Source organism: Bradyrhizobium sp. USDA 336, from assembly GCF_044908355.1.
GTDB classification, from domain to species: Bacteria; Pseudomonadota; Alphaproteobacteria; order Rhizobiales; family Xanthobacteraceae; genus Bradyrhizobium; species Bradyrhizobium yuanmingense.
The window spans coordinates 1,477,234-1,499,269 of record NZ_JBIYDC010000002.1; the positions used below are offsets into that span (position 1 = coordinate 1,477,234).

Genomic DNA, 22,036 nt, shown 5'->3' on the forward strand with positions numbered 1-22,036 from the left:
CCGCAAAATCTCCCACAAAATTAACCCGGCTTAAGCAGGCCGCAGGCCATTGATCGTCAAGAGGTTCCTCGGATGGATGGCCGGACAAGGCGATGAATCGAACTCAGCCGCGTGACGGCCTGATCGGCGCGTTCCTGTATTGGCTCGGCGGCTTCGAGATCGAGGACGGTCTGACCGCCGATCTCAGCGAGCGCGAGATCCGCCGCATCCGCGCCAATCAGATCGACGCGGTGACCCAGCTGATCCCCGTGACGATGGCGGTGACGATGCTGAACGTCGCCATCGTGCTGATCCTGTTCTGGGGCAGGGGCTGGAACGACTTCCTCGCGATCTGGGGCCTGACGCTCGCCGCGACCGCCTCGCTCGCGGTGCGCGCGTGGCACAAGTCGCATCAGAACCCGCCGCAGGAGGCTTCGCCCCGCGCGGCGCGGCAGACGCTGCGGCAGGCATTTTTTCTCGCCGCGATCTGGGGCGCGCTGCCGCTCGCTCTGTTCAGCCGCATCGAGCCGACCAGCCAATTGATCCTGGCCTGCCTGATGGTCGGCATGATGTCGGGCGGCGCCTTCACGCTCTCGACCTTCCCGCGCGCGGGCCTCGTCTATCTCGCGACCATGACGATTGCCTGCGCCGGCGCGCTGCTCCTGTGCGGCACCGGCCCATATCTGGTGACCGCCGTGTTCCTGCTGCTGTTCGCATTCTTCATGGCGCGTAACATCGTCTCCCAGGGCAACCTCTTCCTCGGCAATCTCAAGGCCCAGCTCGAGCTCGAGCGCCAGACGGAGATCATCTCGCTGCTGCTGAAGGATTTTCAGGAGAACGCCAGCGACTGGCTCTGGCAGACCGATGCCGAGGGACGCCTCGTCGACGTGCCCGAGCGCTTCGCGGACGTCGCGCAGCTGCCGCTTCCGCTGCTGAAAGGCGCGCAGTTCGCCGACGTGCTCGACATGCTCTGCCCCGAGGACAAGTCAGCGGCCTACAACATCGTCGGCCTGATGGAGCAGGCCGAGCCGCTGCACGAGATGAATCTCAAGGTCGTCGCAGGCGGCGAGGCCCGGCTGTGGTCGCTGACGGCGAAGCCGGCCCATGATCGTGACGGTCATTTCCTCGGTTATCGCGGCTTCGGACGCGACGTCACCGAACGCTGGCGCGCGGAAAGGGCCGAGGCCGAAAGCCGCGCCAAGTCCGACTTCCTGGCGGTGATGAGCCACGAGATCCGCACGCCCATGAACGGCGTGCTCGGTCTTGCCAGCATGCTCCTCGAAACCAGGCTCGATCCGGAGCAGCGCGAGGCCGTCACCACGATCCGCGAGTCCGGCGACAACCTCCAGCGCATCCTCAACGACATTCTCGACCTCTCCAAGCTGGAAGCTGGCCGCTTCCAGTTCGAGGCGATCGACTTCGCGCCGCAAGCGCTGGTCGAGACGGTTGCGACCGTGGTGCGCGCCAGCGCCAAGAGCAAGGGGCTCACGGTTAAGGTCGAGCTCGATCCGAACCTGCCGCCGACGCTCCGCGGCGACGTCGCGCGCATCCGCCAGGTGCTGCTCAATCTCGCCTCCAACGCTGTGAAGTTCACCGACGAAGGCGAGGTGACGATATCGGCGACCTGCCAGGCGCGGCGCGACCTGCTGGCGACCGTCGAATGGACGGTGACTGACAGCGGCATCGGTATCGCGCCCGACAAGCTCGGTCTGCTGTTCAGCGATTTCGCCCAGGCCGATGCCTCGATCAGCCGCCGCTTCGGCGGCACTGGCCTCGGCCTTGCCATCAGCAGGCGGATCATCGAGCAGATGGGCGGCACGATCGGCGTCATCTCGACGCCGGGAAAGGGCTCGACCTTCCGCTTCACGCTGGTCCTGCCCTGGAGCCAGGCGCAGGCGTCCGATCAGGCTGGCGGCCGCGACGAAGCCGACGAGCTCAAGGCCCGGATCGCCGGTCTCGACCGGCCGTTGAAGGTGCTGGTCGCGGAGGACGATGCGGTCAACCGCATGGTCGTGAGCAAGATGCTGGGGGCATTCGACATCGAGCTGCGTGTCGTCACCGACGGGACCGAAGCCGTCGCAGCAGCCTGCGAAGGCAATTACGACGTCGTGCTGATGGACGTGCGCATGCCCGACATGGACGGGCTCGCCGCCACCCGGGCGATCCGCGCGCAAGGCGAGCGCTTCGAAGCCTTGCCGATCATCGCGCTGACCGCCAATGCCTTCCCCGAGGACATCAAGATCTGCCGCGAAGCCGGCATGTCGGACTTCCTGGCCAAGCCGCTGCGAAAGCCGGCGCTGGTCGGAGCGCTCCTGCGGGCGCTGGATGGTTACGTCATGTCGGCGGACGCGCCGCTTCAGCCGGCATTGATGCCGACCGAGGTGGCCTGGACGGACGAGGAAAGGCAGATAACGGGCGCGTAGGCGCGCTAGACCGAGAAGCTCGTCCCGCAGCCGCAGGACGCGGTGGCGTTGGGATTGTTGACGCGGAACGAGGCGCCGATCAGGTCATCGACGAAATCGACCTGCGACCCCGCCAGGAACGGCTGGGAGGCGGAATCGACCAGCACCACCGCATTGTCCTGCTCGATCACGAGATCGTCGTCGGTGCGGGCACGGTCGATGTCGAACTTGTACTGGAAGCCGGAGCAGCCGCCGCCCTCGACGGAGATGCGCAGCATCGCGCCAGAACCTTCACCCTTGAGGATCTCCCCAATCCGGCGTGCGGCCCGGTCGCTGATGGTCACGGCAGTCGTCATTGCTGGTCTCCGATAGTCCCGGCGTCATACCCAATTCATTTGGTATCCCGCACCCGACATAGTTAAGTGCCACCATACGCAGAATCAAATGGATAGGGACTAAATTCGCCGTGTCCGTCGGAATGGCAGCCCCCCGAGCGCCCTATGCCTGCGACCCCGATCGCAGCCGCGGCCGGTTGGTCGCCGAGCCCCCGAGCCGGACCCGCAGCCCGTTCCGGCGCGATTGCGACCGGGTGATCCATTCCACCGCGTTCCGACGCCTGAAGTACAAGACCCAGGTGTTCGTGTTCCACGAGGGCGACCACTACCGCACCCGGCTGACCCATTCGTTGGAGGTGGCCCAGATCGCCCGCGCGCTGGCCCGCCAGCTCGGGCTCGACGAGGATCTCACCGAAACATTGGCCTTGGCCCACGACCTCGGTCATCCGCCGTTCGGGCACGCGGGGGAGCGGGCGCTGGATGCTTGCCTGAAGCAGTTCGGGGGGTTCGACCACAATGCCCAGACGCTGCGCGTCGTGGCTTCGCTCGAGCACCGCTATCCCGAGTTCGACGGGCTCAACCTCACCTGGGAATCGCTGGAAGGCATCGTCAAGCACAACGGGCCGCTGACCGATCGCAGCGGCGCCCCGGTCGGGCGCTACCGCGAGCATGGCGTTCCCGTCGGGATCGCCGACTACGTCAAGACCTACGATCTCGAATTGTGGAGCTTCGCCTCGCTGGAGGCGCAGGTCGCCGCGATCGCCGACGACATCGCCTATGACGCCCATGACATTGATGACGGTCTGCGCGCCGGCCTGTTCCAGCTCGACGATCTCAAGGTGATGCCGCTGACGGCCGAGATCATCGCCGAGACTGCGGCGCATTATCCCGATCTTGAAGACGTCCGGCGCGGTGCCGAGCTGGTGCGGGAGCTGATCTCGCACCTGATCGGAGCGGTGTTTGCGGAGACAGAGAAGAACCTCGCGGCCGTGAAGCCGCAATCGGCCCAGGATGTCCGGCGGCAGAGCCGGGCGCTGGTCGCGTTTCCCGCCGAGGTGGCGGAGGAAGAGGCCGCCATCAAACGCTTCCTGTACCAGCACATGTATCGCCACGCGCGGGTGATGCGGGTGATGGGCGAGGCCGAGCAGATCCTGTTTGACCTGTTCGCGAAATACCTGAAATCCCCCAGCGAGCTGCCGCCGGAATGGCTGCTGGGGGCTGAGGCGGACGACGAGGGCGACCGGGCCCGCCGGATCGGCAATTTCATTGCCGGAATGACTGACCGCTTCGCCCTGACCGAGCACCAGCGGCTCTTTGACTCGACCCCGGATTTGCGTTAGGCGGCGGCCATGCCCCAGACATCCTCATCGCTGCATCTGTTCGCCGACGTGCTCGCACGCGTGCACGGCGCCTGCCGCGCGCTTGCGGCGGATTCCAGCTGGCCCGAGGGCATCGATTTCTCCCGCGTCGTCGTCGAGCCGCCGCGCGATACCTCCCATGGCGACATGGCGACCAACGCCGCCATGGTGCTTGCGAAAGAGGCAAAGGCAAAGCCGCGCGATCTCGCCGAGCAGATTGCCGAACGGCTGCGTTCCGACGCGCTGATCGCCAAGGTCGATGTCGCCGGTCCCGGCTTCATCAATCTGACTCTGAAGCCCGCCGCCTGGGCCGAGGCGCTGCGCACGGTGCTGCGCGAGGGTGCCGAATACGGCCGCATCCGGGGCGCCGCCAAGGTCAATGTCGAATACGTCTCGGCCAATCCGACCGGGCCGATGCATGTCGGCCATTGCCGCGGCGCCGTGTTCGGCGACGCGCTGGCGAGCCTGCTCCAGTTCGCCGGCCACGATGTCACGCGCGAATATTACATCAATGACGCCGGAGCCCAGGTCGACGTGCTCGCGCGCTCAGCCTTCCTGAGGTATCGCGAAGCGCTCGGCGAGGATATTGGCGCGATCCCGGAAGGGCTCTATCCCGGCGACTACCTCAAGCCGGTCGGGCAGGCGCTGGCGACGGAGCATGGCGACAAGCTGCTCGCGATGAGCGAGGCCCAGTGGCTGCCGACCGTGCGCGCCAAGGCGATCGCGATGATGATGGACGAGATCAAGGACGATCTCGCCGCCCTCAACATCCGCCACGACGTGTTCTTCTCCGAGCGCTCCCTGATCGAGACCGGCAACAACAAGGTTGCCGAGACCATCGACTTCCTGAAGGCCAAAGGCGACATCTACGAAGGCCGCCTGCCGCCGCCGAAGGGCGCGCCGGTCGAGGATTGGGAAGACCGCGAGCAGTTGCTGTTCAGGGCGACCGCCTATGGTGACGACGTCGATCGTCCGCTGATCAAGTCGGATAATTCCTATACCTATTTCGCCTCCGACATCGCCTATCACAAGGACAAGTTCGACCGCGGCTTTGCCGAGATGATCGACGTCTGGGGCGCCGATCACGGCGGATACATCAAGCGCATGCAGGCCGCGGTGAAGGCGACGACGTCGGCTAAGGGATCGCTGGACGTCAAGATCGTCCAGCTCGTGAAGCTCTTGCGCAACGGCGAGCCGGTGAAGATGTCCAAGCGAAGCGGGGACTTCGTCACCTTGCGTGAAGTGGTGGATGAGGTCGGCCAGGACGCCGTCCGCTTCATGATGCTGTACCGGAAGAACGACGCGGTGCTCGATTTCGATCTCGCCAAGGTCATGGAACAGTCGCGGGACAACCCGGTGTTCTACGTCCAGTACGGCCATGCCCGCGGTCACTCGATCTTCCGCAATGCCCGCGCCGAGGTGTTCCCGGAACTCCCAGAGGATGCCGGCGCGCGGATCGCATGGCTCGCTGAGTCGGCGGTGGAACGGTTGTCGGACCCAGTAGAGCTCGATCTTCTTAAGCGCCTCGCAATTTATCCGCGCATGCTAGAAGCTGCCGCCGCGGCCCATGAGCCGCACCGAATTGCCTTTTATCTCTATGATTTAGCCAGCGAATTTCATGCACTTTGGACGAAAGGGCGCGATTTGCCCTATTTACGCTTCATTATCAATAATGATGCAGATCTTACAAAGGCGCGATTGGCAATGGTCCAGGGCGTCGTCTCGGTCCTGGCATCGGGCCTCGCCATCCTCGGCGTCCATGCCCCGGACGAGATGCGGTAGTTTGGGGCGAACTACTTAAGGGGAATTCGGGGGTAACCGGCAGAAGCCGGATCGCTTAGACTTGGTTGAAAGCCTTGTGGGTCGAAAGCCGTGCCTTGGTCGAGGGGCGCGCGGCTTTCCCGAAGGGACGCATCATCACGATGGCCGAACGATATCAGGACAGACCGTTTCCTTCCGATGACTATGGTCGCGGCGGCGACCAGCATGGGAAGGCGGATAGCGATCCCTTGGCCGAGCTCGCCCGTCTGATCGGGCAGACCGATCCGTTTGCAGCGCAGTCGCGTCCGCCGGCGGCGCCCGCCCATAGCTATCAGGACCACGATTACCGCCAGCTCGATGATCAGCAGGACTACGCGGAGCAGGCACCGTCGCCGCCGTCATGGATGCGGCGTGCCAACGTACAACCGCAGCCGGCACCCGCGCCCGAGCCTGACTATCCGGTCACCGTAAGCCCGGTTCATCCGCTGCATCGCTACGCGGCCAAGCCCGCCGCGCCCGAGCCTGTCGTTCATCAGCCGCAGGCCTACCAGGACTCCTATCAAGATCAGGCTCATCCGGAGCAGGCCTATCAGCAGCATGGTCAGGCCTACCAGGAGCAGTCCTATCAGGAACCGTATGCGCAGCCCGATCCGTCGCGCTACGACGATGCGCTCTATGGTCGGCTGGAGACGAGCGAGCAGGACTATCAGCGCGAGCCGGCCTATCCCGACGACCCTTACGCCTACCAAAGCGACTATCCCGAGGAAGAGGTCGAGGAGCCGAAGAAGCAGCGCGGCGGCATGATGACGGTCGCGGCGATCCTGGCGCTTGCCGTGCTCGGCACCGGTGCTGCATTCGCTTACAAGACCTATATCGGCTCGCCTCGCAGCGGCGAGCCGCCGATCATCAAGGCCGACAACACGCCGACCAAGATCGTGCCGGCGCCGACGGACTCCGCGGCCAAGGTGCCGGACCGCATGGTCAGCGGTGACGGCACTGAAAAGATCGTGCCGCGCGAGGAGGCGCCCGTCGACGTCAACGCCAAGGCGGGCGGGCCGCGCGTGGTGTTCCCGCCGCTGAACCAGAATGCGAACCCGCCCTCGGTCGCGAGCGTGTCGCCATCCACCGTGCCGCCGCCGAGCGCGGGCCCGAGCCCGAGCAACGGCACGCTGCCGAACAATTCGCCGCGCGCGATCAGGACCGTTGCGGTGAAGGGCGATCAGACCGATAGCGCCGTGCCGCAATCGGCCGCCGCCAAGCCGCCGCCCGCGGCGCCGAAGCCTGTTGCCGCGCCGGTTGCGCCCGCCGCGCCGCGCAATCCGCCGACCTCGGCCAATGCCAGCGCCAACCAGCCGATGTCGCTGGCGCCGCAATCGTCCCCGGCGGCCGAGCCGCCGCAGCGGATGGCTGCGACCAACCCGACGCAGATCGCGCCGACCAGCAGCGGTGGCGGCTACATCGTGCAAGTCTCCTCGCAGCAGAGCGAGGATAGCGCCGCCGCATCCTACCGGGTGCTTCAGAGCAAATACGGCAGCGTGCTCGGTTCCCGTTCGCCCGTCATCAAGCGTGTCGACCTCACCGACAAGGGCAAGGGAGTCGTCTACCGCGCCTTCGCCGGCCCCTACGGTTCGGCCGAGGAAGCGACGCAGGCCTGCAACAATCTGAAGTCCGCAGGCCTGTCTGCCTGCTTCGTCCAGAGGAATTAACGGCCGTTTCCTTGACCCCCTCGCGGGGCAGGGTTAATCGGCCGTTATGAGCACGCGGGCCTTCATTACCGGCGTATCCGGAACGGAACTGACCGCCGCCGAGCGGGAGTTTATCCGTGCCGAACGCCCATGGGGCTTCATCCTGTTCAAGCGCAATGTCGCGACACCGGCTCAAGTTGCTGCATTGGTTGCGGAATTGCGTTCGGTCGCGAAGGCCCCCGACGCGCCGGTCCTGATCGACCAGGAGGGGGGACGGGTGCAGCGGCTGGGGCCGCCACACTGGCCGGTTTATCCGCCGGGGGCCGTATTCGCGAATTTGTACGACACTGATTCGGCCCTCGGGCTCACCGCGGCGCGCCTCAGTGCCCGCCTGATCGCAGCCGATCTCGCCGATCTCGGCATTACCGTGGATTGCCTGCCCTTGGCGGATGTGCCGGTGCCGGGCGCCGATGCGGTCATCGGTAACCGGGCCTACGGCACCGAACCGGGCAAGGTCGCGGCGATCGCCCGCGCCGTCACCGAGGGCCTGGAGCAGGGCGGCGTGCTGCCGGTGCTCAAGCATATTCCCGGGCATGGCCGCGCCACCGCCGACACCCATTTCAAGCTGCCGACCGTCGACACGCCCCGGGACGAGCTGGAGCGGACCGATTTCGCCGCATTCAAGCCGCTGGCTGATCTGCCGATGGCCATGACTGCACATGTTGTGTTTAGCGCCTTCGACCCCGCCCATCCGGCGACGACATCTGCGACAATGATTGCTGACGTGATTCGCGGCGCAATCGGGTTCCAGGGTTTGTTAATGAGTGATGACGTGTCGATGAACGCGCTGTCGGGGAATATCGCCGAGCGGACTCGCGCGATCTTCGCGGCCGGCTGCGACGTGGCCCTGCATTGCAACGGCAACATCGAGGAGATGCGCAACGTCGCCGGCGAGACACCTGAACTGGCCGGTGGGGCGTTGGAGCGGGCGAACGCCGCGCTCGCCGCACGCAAGCCGCCGCAGCCGTTCGACCGCGTGGCCGCACGCGCCGAACTGGATGCATTGATCGCACGGGCAAACACGGCATCGGCATGACTGCAGAAATCCTATCGTTCGAAACCGGGCGGCCCGCAGAGCTCGCCGAGGGTGAGCCGGCGTTGGTGGTGGACGTCGAGGGCTATGAGGGCCCGCTCGATTTGTTGCTCGCGCTGGCGCGGCAGCAGAAGGTCGATCTCGCCAAGATTTCGATCCTCGCGCTCGCCGACCAGTACCTCCATTTCATCGAAGCCGCGCGAAAGATCCGGCTGGAGCTCGCCGCGGACTATCTGGTGATGGCCGCATGGCTTGCCTTCCTGAAGTCGCGCCTGCTGCTGCCGGAGCCGCCGAGCGCGGAAGGCCCGAGCGCCGAGCAGATGGCGACGGCGCTCGCCAACCGGCTGCGCCGCCTGGAAGCCATTCGCGAAGCCGCCAACCGGCTGATGAACAGGCCGCAATTGCAGCGCGACATCTTCGCGCGTGGCGAGCCCGAGCACATCGCCGAGATCAAGCACCCGAAGTACACGGCCACGCTCTATGATTTGCTCACCGCCTATGCCGCGCAACGCCAGTCGCGCGTACTGGCGAGCGTGCATCTGGCCAAGCGCACGGTGTGGTCTCTCGCCGAAGCGCGCGCCACGCTGGAGCGGCTGGTCGGCAGCATCACCGAGCAGGACGATTGGGGTGTTCTCGACGACTTCCTGATCCGGCATGTCGCCGACCCGACGCAGCGCGCGACGGTGTTCGCCTCAAGCTTTGCCGCCGCGCTCGAACTGGTGCGCGAAGGTCAGCTCGAGCTGAATCAGAAGGAAGCGTTTGCGCCGATCTATTTCCGGAAGGGGCGCCCAAAACCGGTCCCGGACGCAGCTCCTGCGCCTGATGCGCCGGTCGCTTAAGTGCAAGAAGGAGAATCTGCCATGGCAAGCCTGGCTGAAGTGCGGGTAGAAGAGGCCGAGCCGATGGAGAACGAATCCCAGGCGCGTCCTGAGGAGTTGCGGCTGCTGGAGGCGCTGCTGTTCGCCTCGAATGAACCGCTGGACACCGCGACGCTGGCCAAGCGCATGCCCGAGGGCGTCGACGTCAAGACTGCGCTCGAGCAATTGCAAGCCGATTATGCCTCGCGCGGCGTCAATCTCGTTCGCGTCGCCAACAAATGGACGTTCCGCACCGCGGGCGATCTGGCCTGGCTGATGACGCGGGAGAGCACCGAGACCCGCCGCCTGTCGCGGGCCGCAATCGAGGTGCTCGCGATCATCGCCTATCACCAGCCGGTGACGCGGGCCGAGATCGAGGAGATCCGCGGCGTCGTCACGTCAAAGGGCACGCTCGACGTGCTGCTGGAGACCGGCTGGATCAAGCCGCGCGGCCGGCGCAAGACGCCGGGCCGGCCCTTGACCTTCGGAACCACCGAGGAGTTCCTGTCGCAGTTCACCTTGGAACAGCTCGGCGACCTGCCGGGCCTGGAAGAGCTGAAGGGGACGGGCCTGTTGGATTCGCGCCTGCCCACCGGGTTCAGCGTGCCGACGCCGTCGGACGATCCGGCGCTGCGTGAGGACGAGGATCCGCTGGAACCGGGCGATGACCTCGATCTCGCCCTTGCGCCTGCGGTCGAGCCTGAGAGCCCGCCAGAAGGCGGCAATGAGGGTGGCAGCGAAGGCGGCGCCGAGGACTGACGTACCGGCGAATTACGGGCCCTGCGACCAGTTAACACTAGCAAGATTGCGTAGCGCCGACAGCGAATTGGCGCTGCCTTGGTCCTTGTTTTTGAGGCCTGCCAAGCCTAGGTTTCGGTGAGATCGGCCGGGTCCCCGGCCATGCGCGTTTGGAGGGTTGCAGGATGGGTTCACTCAGCATTTGGCACTGGATCTTGGTGATCGCAGTGGTCCTGCTGCTGTTCGGCCGCGGCAAGATTTCGGATCTGATGGGCGACGTGGCTCAGGGCATCAAGGCGTTCAAGAAGGGCATGCAGGACGACGACAAGGCTGCCGAGAAGCCCGAGCCGGCGAAGTCGATCGAGCACAATGCTGCGCCGACCGCGACACGGTCCGACGTCGGCAGCAAGGCCGTCTGAGCCGGAAGAAGCACGCGAGACGCGGGTAGCGGCCCGATCCTGCGCGCAAGGGATGGGCCGGCTCCGGCTTCGCGTGAACGGAAGACCTCATGTTCGACATCGGGTGGAGTGAACTGGTCCTCATCGGGGTCGTGGCCCTGATCGCCATCGGCCCGAAAGAGCTGCCGGGCGTGCTGCGCATGGTCGGGCAGTGGATGGGCAAGGCGCGCAAGATGGCGGCCGAATTCCAAGGCCAGTTCCAGGAGGCGATGCGTGAGGCCGAGATGGCCGACCTCAAGAAAAGCTTCGACGAGGTCAAGGAAGCCGCCACGGGTTTCAATCCGATGAGCTCGCTCCAGAAGGACGTGAGCGACGCGCTTCGCATCGATGCGCTGGACAAGCCGGCCGAGACGCCGGCGGCCATCGCCGTCGATCCGCCCGTCACGCCCACGACACCGGAGACCCCGACGCCGTCGACCTTCATGGAAGCCGAAGCGCATGCGGCCGCGGACGAGCCGCTCGCGATCACCCGTGAGGTCGAACAGGCAAAGGTTGCGCAGGACACCGCGCCATCCGAAGCGATCAAGGACGCCAAAGCGTCATGACCGACGCCGATATCGAGGCCAGCAAAGCCCCGCTGATGGACCATTTGATCGAGCTGCGCTCGCGGCTGATCAAGGCGCTGCTCGGCTTCGGCATTGCGTTCATCTTCTGCTTCTTCTTCGCCAAGCAGATCTACAACGTCCTTGTCTGGCCGTTCGTGTGGATTGCGGGTCCGGAGAACTCGAAATTCATCTACACGGCGCTGCTCGAATATTTCATCACCCAGCTCAAGCTCGCGCTGTTCGGCGCCGGCTTCATCTCGTTCCCGATCGTGGCGACGCAGATCTACAAGTTCGTCGCGCCCGGGCTCTACAAGCACGAGAAGCAGGCGTTCCTGCCGTATCTGGTCGCGACGCCGTTCTTCTTCGTCCTGGGCGCGGCGCTGGTCTATTTCGTCGTGCTGCCGATGCTGGTGCGCTTCTCGCTCGGCATGCAGCAGTCCGGCGGCGACGAAACTGCGCAGATCCAGCTGTTGCCCAAGGTCGGCGAATATCTGTCGCTGATGATGTCGCTGATCTTTGCCTTCGGCATCGCCTTCCAATTGCCGGTGATCCTGACGCTGCTCGGGCGGATCGGCATCGTCAGCTCGACAATGTTGCGCGAGAAGCGCCGCTACTTCATCGTCATGGCCTTCGTGATCGCAGCCGTGCTGACGCCGCCCGACGTGCTCAGCCAGTGCTCCCTCGCGTTTCCGCTGATGGCGCTCTACGAGGGCTCGATCCTCGCGGTGGCGATGGTGGAGAGGAAAGCGGCCGCCGCACAGGCTGCCACCGGCACTGACGTGTCGACGCCGGCCAATCCGGCGGAGTAGGGCACTTTCGCACTATCATGTCGTTGTCCAGCCCATGATTCGTCATGCCCGGGCTTGACCCGGGCATCCACGACTTGATCTAAGGCGGCAGATACGTGGATGGGCGGGACAAGCCCGGCCATGACGGGAAGACAGCCATGCACGACATCAAAGCGATCCGCGACAATCCGCAAGCCTTCGACGCCGGCCTCGCGAGGCGTGGCTTGACGCCGATGTCGGCCTCGCTGCTCGCGATCGACGAGAAGCGGCGTGCGGCGATCCTGGCCTCCGAGCAGGCGCAGGCGCGGCGCAATGCAGCTTCGAAGGAAATCGGCGATGCCAAGAAGGCCAAGGACGAGGCGCGTGCGGCCAAGCTGATGGCCGAGGTCGCCGAGCTCAAGACCACGATGCCGGAGCTCGAAGCGGCGGCGAAAGCCGCCGACGATGAGCTGAACAAAGAGCTGGCCGCGATCCCGAACATCCCGTTCGACGACGTGCCCGACGGCGTCGACGAGCACGGCAACGTGCAGCACCACGTGTACGGCAACAAGCGCAACTACGCATTCGCGCCGAAGCTGCATGACGATCTCGGCACCGCTCTCGGCTACATGGATTTCGAAGCGGCGGCAAAGCTCTCCGGCGCGCGTTTCGTTGTACTGAAGAAGGGGCTGGCGCGGCTCGAGCGTGCCATCGGCCAGTTCATGCTCGATCTGCACACCACCGAGCATGGCTACACCGAGATCAATCCGCCGCTCTTGGTGCGCAACGAGGTGATGTTCGGCACCGGACAATTGCCGAAATTCGAGGACGATCAGTTCTGGGCGATCAAGGGCGAGCTGCTCGCCTCGCCGGACCATGAGCGGCTGAAGACCGAGCGCCTCGGTCTGATCCCCACCGCCGAAGTGTCGCTCACCAATCTCGCCCGCGAATCCATCCTCGATGAGAAGCAATTGCCGATGCGGCTGACCGCGCTGACGCCATGCTTCCGCGCCGAGGCGGGTGCGGCGGGGCGCGACACCCGCGGCATGATCCGCCAGCACCAGTTCACCAAGGTCGAGCTGGTCTCGATCACGACGCCTGAGACCAGCAGGGACGAGCTGGAGCGGATGCTGTCCTGCGCCGAGCAGGTGCTGCAGAAGCTCGACCTGCATTACCGTGTGATGACGCTCTGCGCAGGAGATATAGGCTTCTCGGCGCAAAAAACCTACGACATCGAGGTCTGGATGCCCGGGCAGGGCGAGGGCGGGGCGTTCCGCGAGATCTCGAGCTGCTCGGTCTGCGGCGACTTCCAGGCACGGCGCATGGATGCGCGCTCGCGCGGGCCCGACGGCAAGCCGCGCTTCGTGCACACGCTGAACGGCTCCGGCACCGCCGTCGGCCGCGCGCTGATCGCCGTGATGGAAACCTATCAGCAGGAGGACGGCTCGATCGCGGTTCCGGACGTGCTCCAGCCCTATATGGGCGGGCTGAAGGTGATCGCGCGCGACTAAAGCGTTTTCCCGCGAAGTGGACACCGGTTCGCGTCCGAAAACGCGGCATGACGAGAATCGCGTTGCGAAGATCGGGCGGCCCGCTATCCTGCCGGCCCGTCCACGCGAACCCTCCGTTCATGGCCTTGCACCGCGACATCTTCTGGGTCGGCAGACAATGGGCGGTGACGGGGGCCGGGATCCAGGCCATCGATCAGCGCCTCCGCGGCGTTCTCGACATCGAGATCGCGCGGCTCTGGGACGACGATCTCGTGCAGAGCCGGCGGGCCAAGCCCGGGGTCAATGCTGCGGATTTCGACAAGGCGCTGAGCGTGGCACGCGAACGCTTTCCGCAGGAGCCGACGTCCGATCCGTTCGTCGCGCAGCTGAAGGCGCTCGGCGTCATCGAGGCTTCCGTCGTGAACCCGGTCGTGCCGGCGATGCAACTGCGTGCAGAAGGCCGGCTTGCGCGCTTCCTGCCGCAATGGCGCGTTCGCCGCTAGCGGGACCAGCCAGGGAACCAGCCGCCGGCCCGCCGCAATCGTCCGGTTTGCCTGATCGGCGCTGGCCGGATAAGACGGCTCAGACCCGCTTTCAGGAATCGAACCTTCCGCATGCGCATTCTCTGCACCAATGACGACGGCATCCACGCTCCCGGCCTTGAGGTCGTGGAGGAGATTGCGCGCGTTTTGACCGATGATGTCTGGGTGGTGGCGCCCGAGCTCGACCAGTCCGGCGTGTCGCACTCGCTGTCGCTGAACGATCCCTTGCGTCTGCGCGAGGTCGGCCCACGGCACTTCGCCGTGCGCGGCACGCCGACCGACTGCGTCATCATGGGAGCGCGCCATATTCTGGGAGCCAAGCTGCCCGATGTCGTGCTGTCCGGCGTCAATAAGGGCCGCAACGTCGCCGAGGACGTGGTCTATTCCGGCACCATTGCCGGCGCATTGGAAGGCACCATCCTGGGGTTGCCGTCATTCGCATTGTCGCAGGAGTTCAGCGTCGAGACCCGCGAACGGCCGCCGTGGGAGACGGCCCGCAAATTCGGGCCGGATATCTTGCGCAAGGTGATCGCCGCCGGCGTTCCGAAGGACACCGTCATCAACATCAACTTCCCATCCTGCGCGCCGGAGGATGTGCTGGGCATCCGCGTCACGCGGCAAGGCAAGCGCAATCTCGGCTTCCTCAGGATCGACGAGCGCCGGGACGGCCGCGGCAATCCTTATTTCTGGATCGGATTCGAGCGGACCGCGATGCTCGACACGCCCGCCGACGGCACCGATCTCGCGGCGCTGCGCGAGCGCTACGTCTCGGTCACCCCGCTCAGGCTCGACCGCACCGACGAGGCGTTTTCGGAAGCGCTTGGCCTCACCCTGAAATAAGGGTTAGCTGCCGCGAAGCGCGGCCTCGATGGTCTTGCCGAGCGCGTCGAGCTGAAACGGCTTCTGGAGCGCCGGCCGGTCGCGATATTGCTCGGGCAAGCCGGAGGAGCCGTAACCGGTAGCGAAGATGAACGGGCAGCCCTTGGCCATGATGACATCGGCGACCGGCGAGATGACCTTGCCGTTGACGTTGACGTCGAGAATGGCGAGATCGAACTCGGTGGATTGCGCAAGCCGCATGGCCTCATTGATGTCGCCCGCTTCGGCGGCAACCCTGTAGCCGAGCTCCTCCAGCATGTCCGCAACCATCATTCTGATCATGACCTCGTCCTCGACGAGGAAAACAGAGCGGCCCGAAAGCCCTGTCGCAGTCATGGTTGAGTCCTTGCCCATTCCCGTAAACGTTCGCAGATAACGATAAGCGACGCAATGCGCGTTTCGGCGAACGCAAATCCCGCAAATGGCTTAGCGCTTTGAAAGCCTTGTTGTGGTCAAATGCTGCACTGAAACGCTATCATGAGTTCCTGAGCCGGAACAAGATTCTCGTCTCGGGTTCTTGCGGTGCAGTGCCGCGATCCGCCCGGACGAGATGAGCAATAGCAGCAATGACGCCCCACCAGCACCCGCCGGAAAAGATGATGTTTCAGCTCACCCTGAGGCGTCGGGGCATCAGCGATCAGGCCGTGCTCCGGACCATGGAAGAGGTGCCGCGCGAGCTTTTCGTCGACGAGGCCGATCGCGAGGGCGCCTATCGTGACAGCGCGCTGCCGATCGCCTGCGGGCAGACCATCAGCCAGCCCTTCGTCGTCGCCTACATGACCGAGCAGCTCCAGCTCCAGAAGCAGCACCGGGTGCTCGAAATCGGCACCGGCTCCGGCTACCAGGCCGCCGTGCTGTCGCGGCTGGCCGGCCAGGTGCTGACCGTCGAGCGCTATCGCAAGCTCGCCGACACGGCACGCGCCCGGCTTGAGAAGCTCGATTGTCACAATGTTGAGGTGATGCTCGGTGACGGTCTCAATCTGCCTCCCAACATCGGCCCGTTTGACCGCATCATCGTCACCGCCGCGATGGAGCAGATACCGGAGAACCTGGTCGAGCGGCTGGAGGTCGGGGGCATCCTGATCGCCCCGGTCGGCCCGCATCAGGGCGTGCAGACGCTGACCCGCCTGGCCCGCAGCGAAACCGGAATCGAGCGCAAGGAACTCGTCGAGGTCCGCTTCGTGCCGGCACTGCCCGGGGTGGCGCGGGAGCTGTAGAATCCCGGATCGGCAGTGCCGCCAACATCTTATTGTGAGGGTTAAGCCGTTATTTACTCGGCGCGTGTTTACTTAAAACACCAGTTCTGTTGCGTACGAGTGAGTAACCATGTCCGCTGTCGCCGAGTTGCTTTACTCGCGCCGCGTGCCGCAGGTCGCGGTGCTGGCGCTGATCTCCTTCAGCTTTGCAGGGTGCAGCGCCGACATGTCGTCGCGGCTGTCCCAGACGAACTTCTCCAATCCTTTCGCCTCCGAGCAGACCGGTTCGGTGCAGCAGCCACCGCCGCCGCAGCGTGAGCTGCCGCAATATGCGCGGCCGCAGACGCAGCCCGGTTACTACCAGTCGCAGGCTTTGCCTCCGCCCACGGTGTCTGCCCCGCAGTCCTATCCCGTTGCCTCCGGGGGCGGGGTGTCCGGTGGCGGACGCGGCGTCAGCTCATATGCGCCCCCGGCGCAACCGCACCTGGAGACCACGGCCACCGTCCCGCCGCGGTCGGTCGCGGCCGCCCAGCCGGCCGGCGGAACCAAGATCATCGTCGGTACCAGCGACACGCTCGACGTGCTCGCCAAGCGCTATCGCGTCACGCCGCAGGCGATCCTTGCCGCCAACGGCTACAAGGGTCCGCGGGCGCTCTCGCCCGGCCAGCAGCTGATCATTCCGTCGCCGGCGACGGCAGCTGCACCGGCGCCCGCGATGGCCCCGGTCGCGGCAGTGCCTGCGGCGAAGCCGGTTGCTGCCGTCGCGGCACCGCCGAGCACGCACTTCGTCAACCGCGGCGACACGCTCGCCAGCATCGCGCGCAAGAACCGCATCTCGGCGGCAGAGCTCGCCCGTGCCAACGGCCTCGATCCGTCGGCAAAGCTGAAGCTCGGCACCAAGCTGACCGTGCCCGGTGCCAAGACAGCCGCCGTCGCGGCGGTCGCTGCGGCTCCGATCGCGGCTGCACCGGTGGCCGGAACGCTCCAGCCCGTCGCGGCAGCTCCGGCGCCCGTGACCAAGGTGGCCACGGCCGCTGCGCCCGTGCAGAGCGCGCGGCTCGCCCAGGCCACGAGCAATGTGGAAGAGAAGGCTGCCGAGACGCCGGCGAAGGCTGCGGAGGCCACCGGCGCGCTGCCGACCTTCCGCTGGCCCGTCCGCGGCAAGGTGGTCACGAGCTACGGTGCCAAGACCAATGGCAAGTCCAATGACGGCATCAATCTGGCGGTGCCCGAGGGGACGCCGGTCAAGGCGGCCGAAGATGGCGTCGTCGCCTATTCCGGCAACGAGCTGAAGGGTTACGGCAATCTGGTTCTGGTTCGGCACTCCAACGGCTACGTCACCGCATATGCCCATGCGAGTGAGCTGTTGGTGAAGCGCGGCGATACCATCAAGCGCGGCCAGGTCATTGCCAAGTCGGGTCAATCCGGGGAAGTGGCGTCGCCGCAGCTCCACTTCGAGATCCGCAAGGGATCGAGCCCGGTTGACCCGCTTCAATTCCTCAACGGGGCGTGAGACTTACGTAGCCTCCGCACGAACAGTGTCGTCGCCCGGCTCGACCGGGCGACCCAGTACGCCGCAGCCTCTCGATCGATCACAACGGTCTCTGGAATACCGGATCGCCCGCTCCAGTGCGCAAGCGCGCACAAGGCGGGCGATGACAGTTGAATTCGGGGTAACAGCTCGCGCTACTACGCCGTCAGCTTCACACCCAGCCGTCCCGCCAGCTCCTGCACGAACTGCCAGGCAACGCGGCCCGAGCGCGAGCCGCGTGTCGTCGACCATTCCAGCGCCTCGCGCTCGAGCGCCTCGTCGTCGATCCCGATGCCGAAATGGCTGCAATAGCCGCTCACCATGGCGAGATATTCGTCCTGGCTACAGCGGTGGAAGCCGAGCCAGAGGCCGAAGCGATCCGACAGCGAGACCTTCTCCTCCACCGCTTCGCCCGGATTGATCGCGGTCGAGCGCTCGTTCTCGATCATCTCCCGCGCCAGCAGATGGCGCCGGTTGGAGGTGGCGTAGAGGACGACGTTCTCTGGCCGGCCCTCGATGCCGCCTTCGAGCACCGCCTTGAGCGACTTGTAGGAGGCATCGTTGCCGTCGAAGGAGAGGTCGTCGCAGAACACGATGAAACGGAAGGAAGAGGCCCGCAGCTGCTCCATCAGGGCCGGCAGGCTCTCGATGTCCTCACGGTGGATCTCGATCAGCTTGAGCTTGTCGGCCGATTTGCGCTCCGCGTTGATGCTGGCATGCGCTGCCTTCACCAGTGACGACTTGCCCATGCCGCGTGCGCCCCAGAGCAGGGCGTTGTTGGCAGGCAGGCCGTTGGCGAAGCGCTCGGTGTTCTCCATCAGGATGTCGCGCATCCGGTCGACGCCCTTGAGCAGGAACAGCTCGACGCGGCTCACGCGCGGCACCGCCGAGAGGCGTCCGTCGGGATGCCAGACATAGGCGTCCGCCCGCTTGAACGACTCGGCCTCGACCGCCGGCTTGCCTTGGGCGGAGAGGTGCGCCGCAATGGTCTCCAGGGCACGGACGATGCGCTCCTGCGCGGGGTCTGGCTCTGCCTTGGTGACCGCCGCCGTGGGGCGTTTTGCCGCGACACGGGTGGGCTTGTTGGCAGGGGTGCGGGGGCCTTTGCCGGCCGGGCTTTTGCTATGGTTTTTGGGCATGTCCGAAGTTCCTGAGAACGCAGCCTTATCGGGCCTCACGGGCCGCCGCAAGGTGGCCCAAAAGGGCTGTCTGGCAGCGTTGCAATTGGGGCAATGGCCGCTATAGTCCGCGCGAATTTGACCGAACCGGTCGCCTTCGAGGGCCTGACCGGCTTTCCCCCGTTCTCACGAGGATCGTCCGAATGCTGATTACCCCTGCGTATGCCCAGGCCGCGGCCGCTGGCGACACCAACAGCATGTTGATGTCGCTGCTGCCGTTCGCCCTGATCTTCGTGATCATGTACTTCCTGATTCTGCGCCCGCAGCAGAAGAAGGTCCGCGACCACGCCGAGCTCGTGAAGAATATCCGCCGCGGCGACACCATCGTGACCTCGGGAGGTCTCGTCGGCAAGGTTACCAAGGTGGTCGACGACGACCAGATCGAGTTCGAGATTTCCGACGGCGTGCGCGTGCGGCAGATGCGCCAGATGATCTCGGGCGTTCGTGCCAAGGGCGAGCCGGCCAAGGAAAGCGCAAAAGAGAGCGCCAAGGACGACACCGCGGCGAAGTGAGAGCTTCACCGCGAGTCTCAAGTCTCCTGATCTGACAGGTCCAGTCGATGTTGTATTTCACGCGGTGGAAGGCGCTGGGGATTATCCTGACGGCGCTGATCGTGTGCCTCTGCGCGGTCCCCAACTTCTTCCCCGAGGCGCAAGTCAAGAGCTGGCCCGCCTGGGCGCAGCGCCGCCTCGTGCTCGGCCTCGACCTCCAGGGCGGCTCCTATCTGCTACTCGAGGTCGACGCTGCCTATGTGAAGAAGGAACGGCTGGATCAGATCCGCGACGAGGTTCGCCGGACGTTGCGCGACGCCAAGATCGGCTTCACCGGCGGCGTCACCGTCCGCAATGACGCGGTCGAGGTTCGCATCACCAAGGAAACCGACGTGCAGCCGGCGCTCGCCAAGCTGCGCGAGCTGTCCCAGCCGCTGGGCGGCCTGATGGGATCCAGCGGTCAGCGTGACCTCGAGGTGACTGATGCCGGCGGCGGGGTGATCCGCCTGAGCGTCCCGCAGGCCGCGGTGCTCGATCGCCTGCGAAAGACCATCGAGCAGTCGATCCAGATCGTCGAACGCCGCGTCAACGAGCTCGGCACCGTCGAGCCCGTCATCCAGCGCCAGGGCAACGACCGCATCCTGGTGCAGGTCCCCGGTCTTCAGGACCCGACCCGCCTGAAGGAACTGCTGGGCAGGACCGCGAAGATGGAATTCCGCATGGTCGACACCTCCGTGCCGCCGGATCAGGCGCAAGCGGGCAGGGTGCCGCCGGAATCCGAACTGCTGATGAGCGCCTCGCCTCCGCCGACGCCCTACGTGGTCAAGAAGCAGGTGCTGGTCGCCGGCGGCGACCTGACCGATGCGCAGGCGACCTTTGACCAGCGCACGGGTGAGCCGGTCGTCAGCTTCAAGTTCAACACCTCGGGCGCGCGCAAATTCTCGCAGGCCACGCAGGAGAACGTGGGGCTGCCGTTCGCGATCGTGCTGGACAACAAGGTGATCTCGGCGCCCGTCATCCGCGAGCCCATCACCGGCGGCCAGGGCCAGATCTCCGGCAATTTCACGGTGCAGTCGGCCAACGATCTGGCCATCCTGTTGCGCGCCGGCGCATTGCCGGCTCCGCTCACGGTGGTCGAGGAGCGCACCGTGGGTCCGGGACTCGGCCAGGACTCGATCGAGAAGGGTCAGCTGGCGGCCTATGTCGGCTCGATCCTCGTCATCATCTTCATGCTCGTGACCTACCGGCTGTTCGGCGTGTTCGCCAACATCGCGGTGGCCATCAACGTCGCAATGATCTTCGGCCTGCTGTCGCTGCTCAATGCCACGCTGACGCTGCCTGGTATCGCCGGCATCGTGCTCACCGTCGGCATCGCCGTCGATTCCAACGTGCTGATCTACGAACGCATCCGCGAGGAATTGCGCGGCGGACGCAATGCGATCTCGGCGATCGACGCCGGCTTCAAGCGGGCGCTCGCCACCATCCTCGATTCCAACATCACCACATTCATTGCCGCCGCGGTGCTTTTCTACATCGGCACCGGTCCGGTGCGCGGCTTCGCCGTGACGCTCGGCATCGGCATCATCACCACGGTGTTCACCGCCTTCACCCTGACCCGGCTGATCGTCGCCTGGTGGGTGCGGTGGAAGCGGCCGCAGAGCGTGCCGATCTAGGAGCCTGATCGTGACTCAGACCGTTCTCATCGGGCTCGGCGTTCTCATCGCCATTCTCACCGTGGTCTCGGCGCTCGGCCTGCTGCCGTCGCTGCGCATCGTCCCCGACGATACGCATTTCGACTTCACGCGCTTCCGTCGCATCAGCTTTCCGATCTCGGCGGCGCTGTCGATCGTCGCGATCGTATTGTTCTTCACCCACGGCCTGAACCTCGGTATCGACTTCAAGGGCGGCACGCTGCTGGAGGTGAAGGCGAAGTCCGGCGCCGCCGACATCGCGGCGATGCGTACCTCGCTCGACGGCCTGGGCCTCGGCGAGGTCCAGCTGCAGCAGTTCGGCGGTCCGGAGAACGTCCTGATCCGCGTTGCGGAGCAGCCGGGCGGCGACGCGGCCCAGCAGGCAGCCCTGCAGAAGGTTCGTGGCGCGCTTGGCGACAGTGTCGACATTCAGCGCACCGAGGTGCTGGGTCCGCGCGTCGCCGGCGAGCTCCTGGCCTACGGCATGCTCGGCCTGATGCTCGCGATCGTCGGGATCCTGATTTATCTCTGGTTCCGGTTCGAATGGCAGTTCGCGCTGGGCGCGATGATCGCCAACGTGCACGACATCGTGCTAACGATCGGCTTCATGTCGATCAGCCAGGTCGATTTCGATCTGACCAGCATCGCCGCGCTTCTGACGATTCTCGGCTACTCGCTCAACGACACCGTCGTCATCTACGATCGCATCCGGGAAATGCTGCGTCGCTACAAGAAGATGCCGATGCCCCAGCTGCTCAACGAATCCATCAACTCGACGCTGTCGCGCTCGATCATCACCCACGTCACGGTGACGCTCGCGCTGCTCGCGCTGCTCTTGTTCGGCGGCCATGCTATCCACAGCTTCACCGCGGTGATGATGTTCGGCGTGGTGCTGGTCGGCACCTACACCTCGATCTTCATTGCAGCGCCGATCCTGATCTATCTCGGCGTCGGCGAGCACCGCGAAGACGCGCCCGATACGACGACGCCGGCGAAGAAAAGCAAGGCATGATCCGAACCTCGTGCCCTCGCAGGCGTTTGCGAGGGCAGTAAGCCCATT

General features: G+C 65.4%; 21 protein-coding genes. 18 read left to right on the plus strand and 3 right to left on the minus strand.

Annotation, left to right across the window (positions count from 1 at the left end; genetic code table 11):
* The first annotated feature begins 92 nt into the window (after positions 1-92).
* A complete protein-coding gene (locus ABIA45_RS07845; protein WP_404651606.1) occupies positions 93-2,402 on the plus strand; it encodes an ATP-binding protein in 2,310 nt (769 codons plus the stop codon).
* A gap of 5 nt (positions 2,403-2,407) precedes the next feature.
* On the opposite strand, the gene erpA is transcribed toward ABIA45_RS07845, so the two are convergent.
* Positions 2,408-2,737 carry an iron-sulfur cluster insertion protein ErpA gene (gene erpA, locus ABIA45_RS07850; protein ID WP_024342679.1) on the minus strand — a complete coding sequence of 110 codons (330 nt, stop codon included), beginning with the start codon at positions 2,735-2,737 and terminating at the stop codon, positions 2,408-2,410.
* A gap of 110 nt (positions 2,738-2,847) precedes the next feature.
* Between erpA and ABIA45_RS07855 the strand changes: the two genes are divergently transcribed.
* The 12 genes from ABIA45_RS07855 to surE all read left to right on the plus strand — a co-directional run bounded on the left by ABIA45_RS07855 (position 2,848) and on the right by surE (position 14,850).
* On the plus strand, positions 2,848-4,056 hold the full coding sequence (locus tag ABIA45_RS07855) for a deoxyguanosinetriphosphate triphosphohydrolase (protein WP_271537822.1): 1,209 nt from the start codon (positions 2,848-2,850) through the stop codon (positions 4,054-4,056).
* A 9-nt stretch (positions 4,057-4,065) separates the two neighbouring features.
* Complete coding sequence (argS, locus tag ABIA45_RS07860; RefSeq protein WP_404651608.1) at positions 4,066-5,856, plus strand: arginine--tRNA ligase; 1,791 nt, start codon at positions 4,066-4,068, stop codon at positions 5,854-5,856.
* Positions 5,857-5,996: 140 nt separating this feature from the next.
* Positions 5,997-7,541 carry an SPOR domain-containing protein gene (locus ABIA45_RS07865; protein ID WP_404651610.1) on the plus strand — a complete coding sequence of 515 codons (1,545 nt, stop codon included), beginning with the start codon at positions 5,997-5,999 and terminating at the stop codon, positions 7,539-7,541.
* 46 nt (positions 7,542-7,587) lie between these two features.
* Complete coding sequence (gene nagZ / locus ABIA45_RS07870; protein ID WP_404651612.1) at positions 7,588-8,616, plus strand: beta-N-acetylhexosaminidase; 1,029 nt, start codon at positions 7,588-7,590, stop codon at positions 8,614-8,616.
* A complete protein-coding gene (locus ABIA45_RS07875) occupies positions 8,613-9,452 on the plus strand; it encodes a ScpA family protein (RefSeq protein ID WP_036012765.1) in 840 nt (279 codons plus the stop codon). The genes nagZ and ABIA45_RS07875 overlap by 4 nt, the downstream gene beginning before the upstream one ends.
* Positions 9,453-9,473: 21 nt before the next feature.
* Positions 9,474-10,229, plus strand: a complete 756-nt coding sequence (gene scpB / locus ABIA45_RS07880; protein WP_271537830.1) for an SMC-Scp complex subunit ScpB — start codon at positions 9,474-9,476, stop codon at positions 10,227-10,229.
* 164 nt (positions 10,230-10,393) lie between these two features.
* Entirely contained in the window at positions 10,394-10,627 is a 234-nt protein-coding gene (locus ABIA45_RS07885; protein WP_036012762.1) for a twin-arginine translocase TatA/TatE family subunit, read from the plus strand.
* 89 nt (positions 10,628-10,716) lie between these two features.
* Positions 10,717-11,211, plus strand: coding sequence for a Sec-independent protein translocase protein TatB (tatB, locus tag ABIA45_RS07890; RefSeq protein ID WP_404651615.1), 495 nt, complete (start codon positions 10,717-10,719; stop codon positions 11,209-11,211).
* Positions 11,208-12,020, plus strand: a complete 813-nt coding sequence (gene tatC, locus ABIA45_RS07895) for a twin-arginine translocase subunit TatC (protein WP_157286094.1) — start codon at positions 11,208-11,210, stop codon at positions 12,018-12,020. The genes tatB and tatC overlap by 4 nt, the downstream gene beginning before the upstream one ends.
* A gap of 137 nt (positions 12,021-12,157) precedes the next feature.
* Positions 12,158-13,489 (plus strand): serine--tRNA ligase, encoded by a 1,332-nt coding sequence (gene serS / locus ABIA45_RS07900; RefSeq protein WP_404651617.1) that lies wholly within the window; start codon positions 12,158-12,160, stop codon positions 13,487-13,489.
* Between the two features lie 119 nt (positions 13,490-13,608).
* Entirely contained in the window at positions 13,609-13,971 is a 363-nt protein-coding gene (locus ABIA45_RS07905) for a hypothetical protein (RefSeq protein WP_157286092.1), read from the plus strand.
* Between the two features lie 111 nt (positions 13,972-14,082).
* Complete coding sequence (surE, locus tag ABIA45_RS07910; RefSeq protein ID WP_404651619.1) at positions 14,083-14,850, plus strand: 5'/3'-nucleotidase SurE; 768 nt, start codon at positions 14,083-14,085, stop codon at positions 14,848-14,850.
* A 3-nt stretch (positions 14,851-14,853) separates the two neighbouring features.
* Here the strand turns inward: surE and ABIA45_RS07915 are convergent, their stop codons facing one another.
* A complete protein-coding gene (locus ABIA45_RS07915) occupies positions 14,854-15,225 on the minus strand; it encodes a response regulator (protein WP_157286091.1) in 372 nt (123 codons plus the stop codon).
* 230 nt (positions 15,226-15,455) lie between these two features.
* Here ABIA45_RS07915 and ABIA45_RS07920 point away from each other — a divergent pair, with 230 nt between their 5' ends.
* Positions 15,456-16,106 carry a protein-L-isoaspartate(D-aspartate) O-methyltransferase gene (locus tag ABIA45_RS07920; protein WP_157286090.1) on the plus strand — a complete coding sequence of 217 codons (651 nt, stop codon included), beginning with the start codon at positions 15,456-15,458 and terminating at the stop codon, positions 16,104-16,106.
* A 109-nt stretch (positions 16,107-16,215) separates the two neighbouring features.
* Positions 16,216-17,598, plus strand: coding sequence for a peptidoglycan DD-metalloendopeptidase family protein (locus tag ABIA45_RS07925; RefSeq protein ID WP_404651620.1), 1,383 nt, complete (start codon positions 16,216-16,218; stop codon positions 17,596-17,598).
* Between the two features lie 176 nt (positions 17,599-17,774).
* On the opposite strand, the gene ABIA45_RS07930 is transcribed toward ABIA45_RS07925, so the two are convergent.
* Complete coding sequence (locus tag ABIA45_RS07930) at positions 17,775-18,755, minus strand: ATP-binding protein (RefSeq protein WP_271537849.1); 981 nt, start codon at positions 18,753-18,755, stop codon at positions 17,775-17,777.
* A gap of 182 nt (positions 18,756-18,937) precedes the next feature.
* Between ABIA45_RS07930 and yajC the strand changes: the two genes are divergently transcribed.
* Genes yajC through secF form a run of 3 tightly spaced genes read left to right on the plus strand, consistent with a single transcriptional unit; the run spans position 18,938 to position 21,988 of the window.
* Positions 18,938-19,306 (plus strand): preprotein translocase subunit YajC, encoded by a 369-nt coding sequence (gene yajC, locus ABIA45_RS07935; RefSeq protein ID WP_036012751.1) that lies wholly within the window; start codon positions 18,938-18,940, stop codon positions 19,304-19,306.
* Positions 19,307-19,353: 47 nt separating this feature from the next.
* The gene (secD, locus tag ABIA45_RS07940) at positions 19,354-20,958 is read left to right on the plus strand and encodes a protein translocase subunit SecD (protein WP_271537851.1); all 1,605 of its coding nucleotides are present in this window, start codon (positions 19,354-19,356) and stop codon (positions 20,956-20,958) included.
* Between the two features lie 10 nt (positions 20,959-20,968).
* On the plus strand, positions 20,969-21,988 hold the full coding sequence (secF, locus tag ABIA45_RS07945; protein ID WP_271537853.1) for a protein translocase subunit SecF: 1,020 nt from the start codon (positions 20,969-20,971) through the stop codon (positions 21,986-21,988).
* The last annotated feature ends 48 nt before the right edge of the window (positions 21,989-22,036 follow it).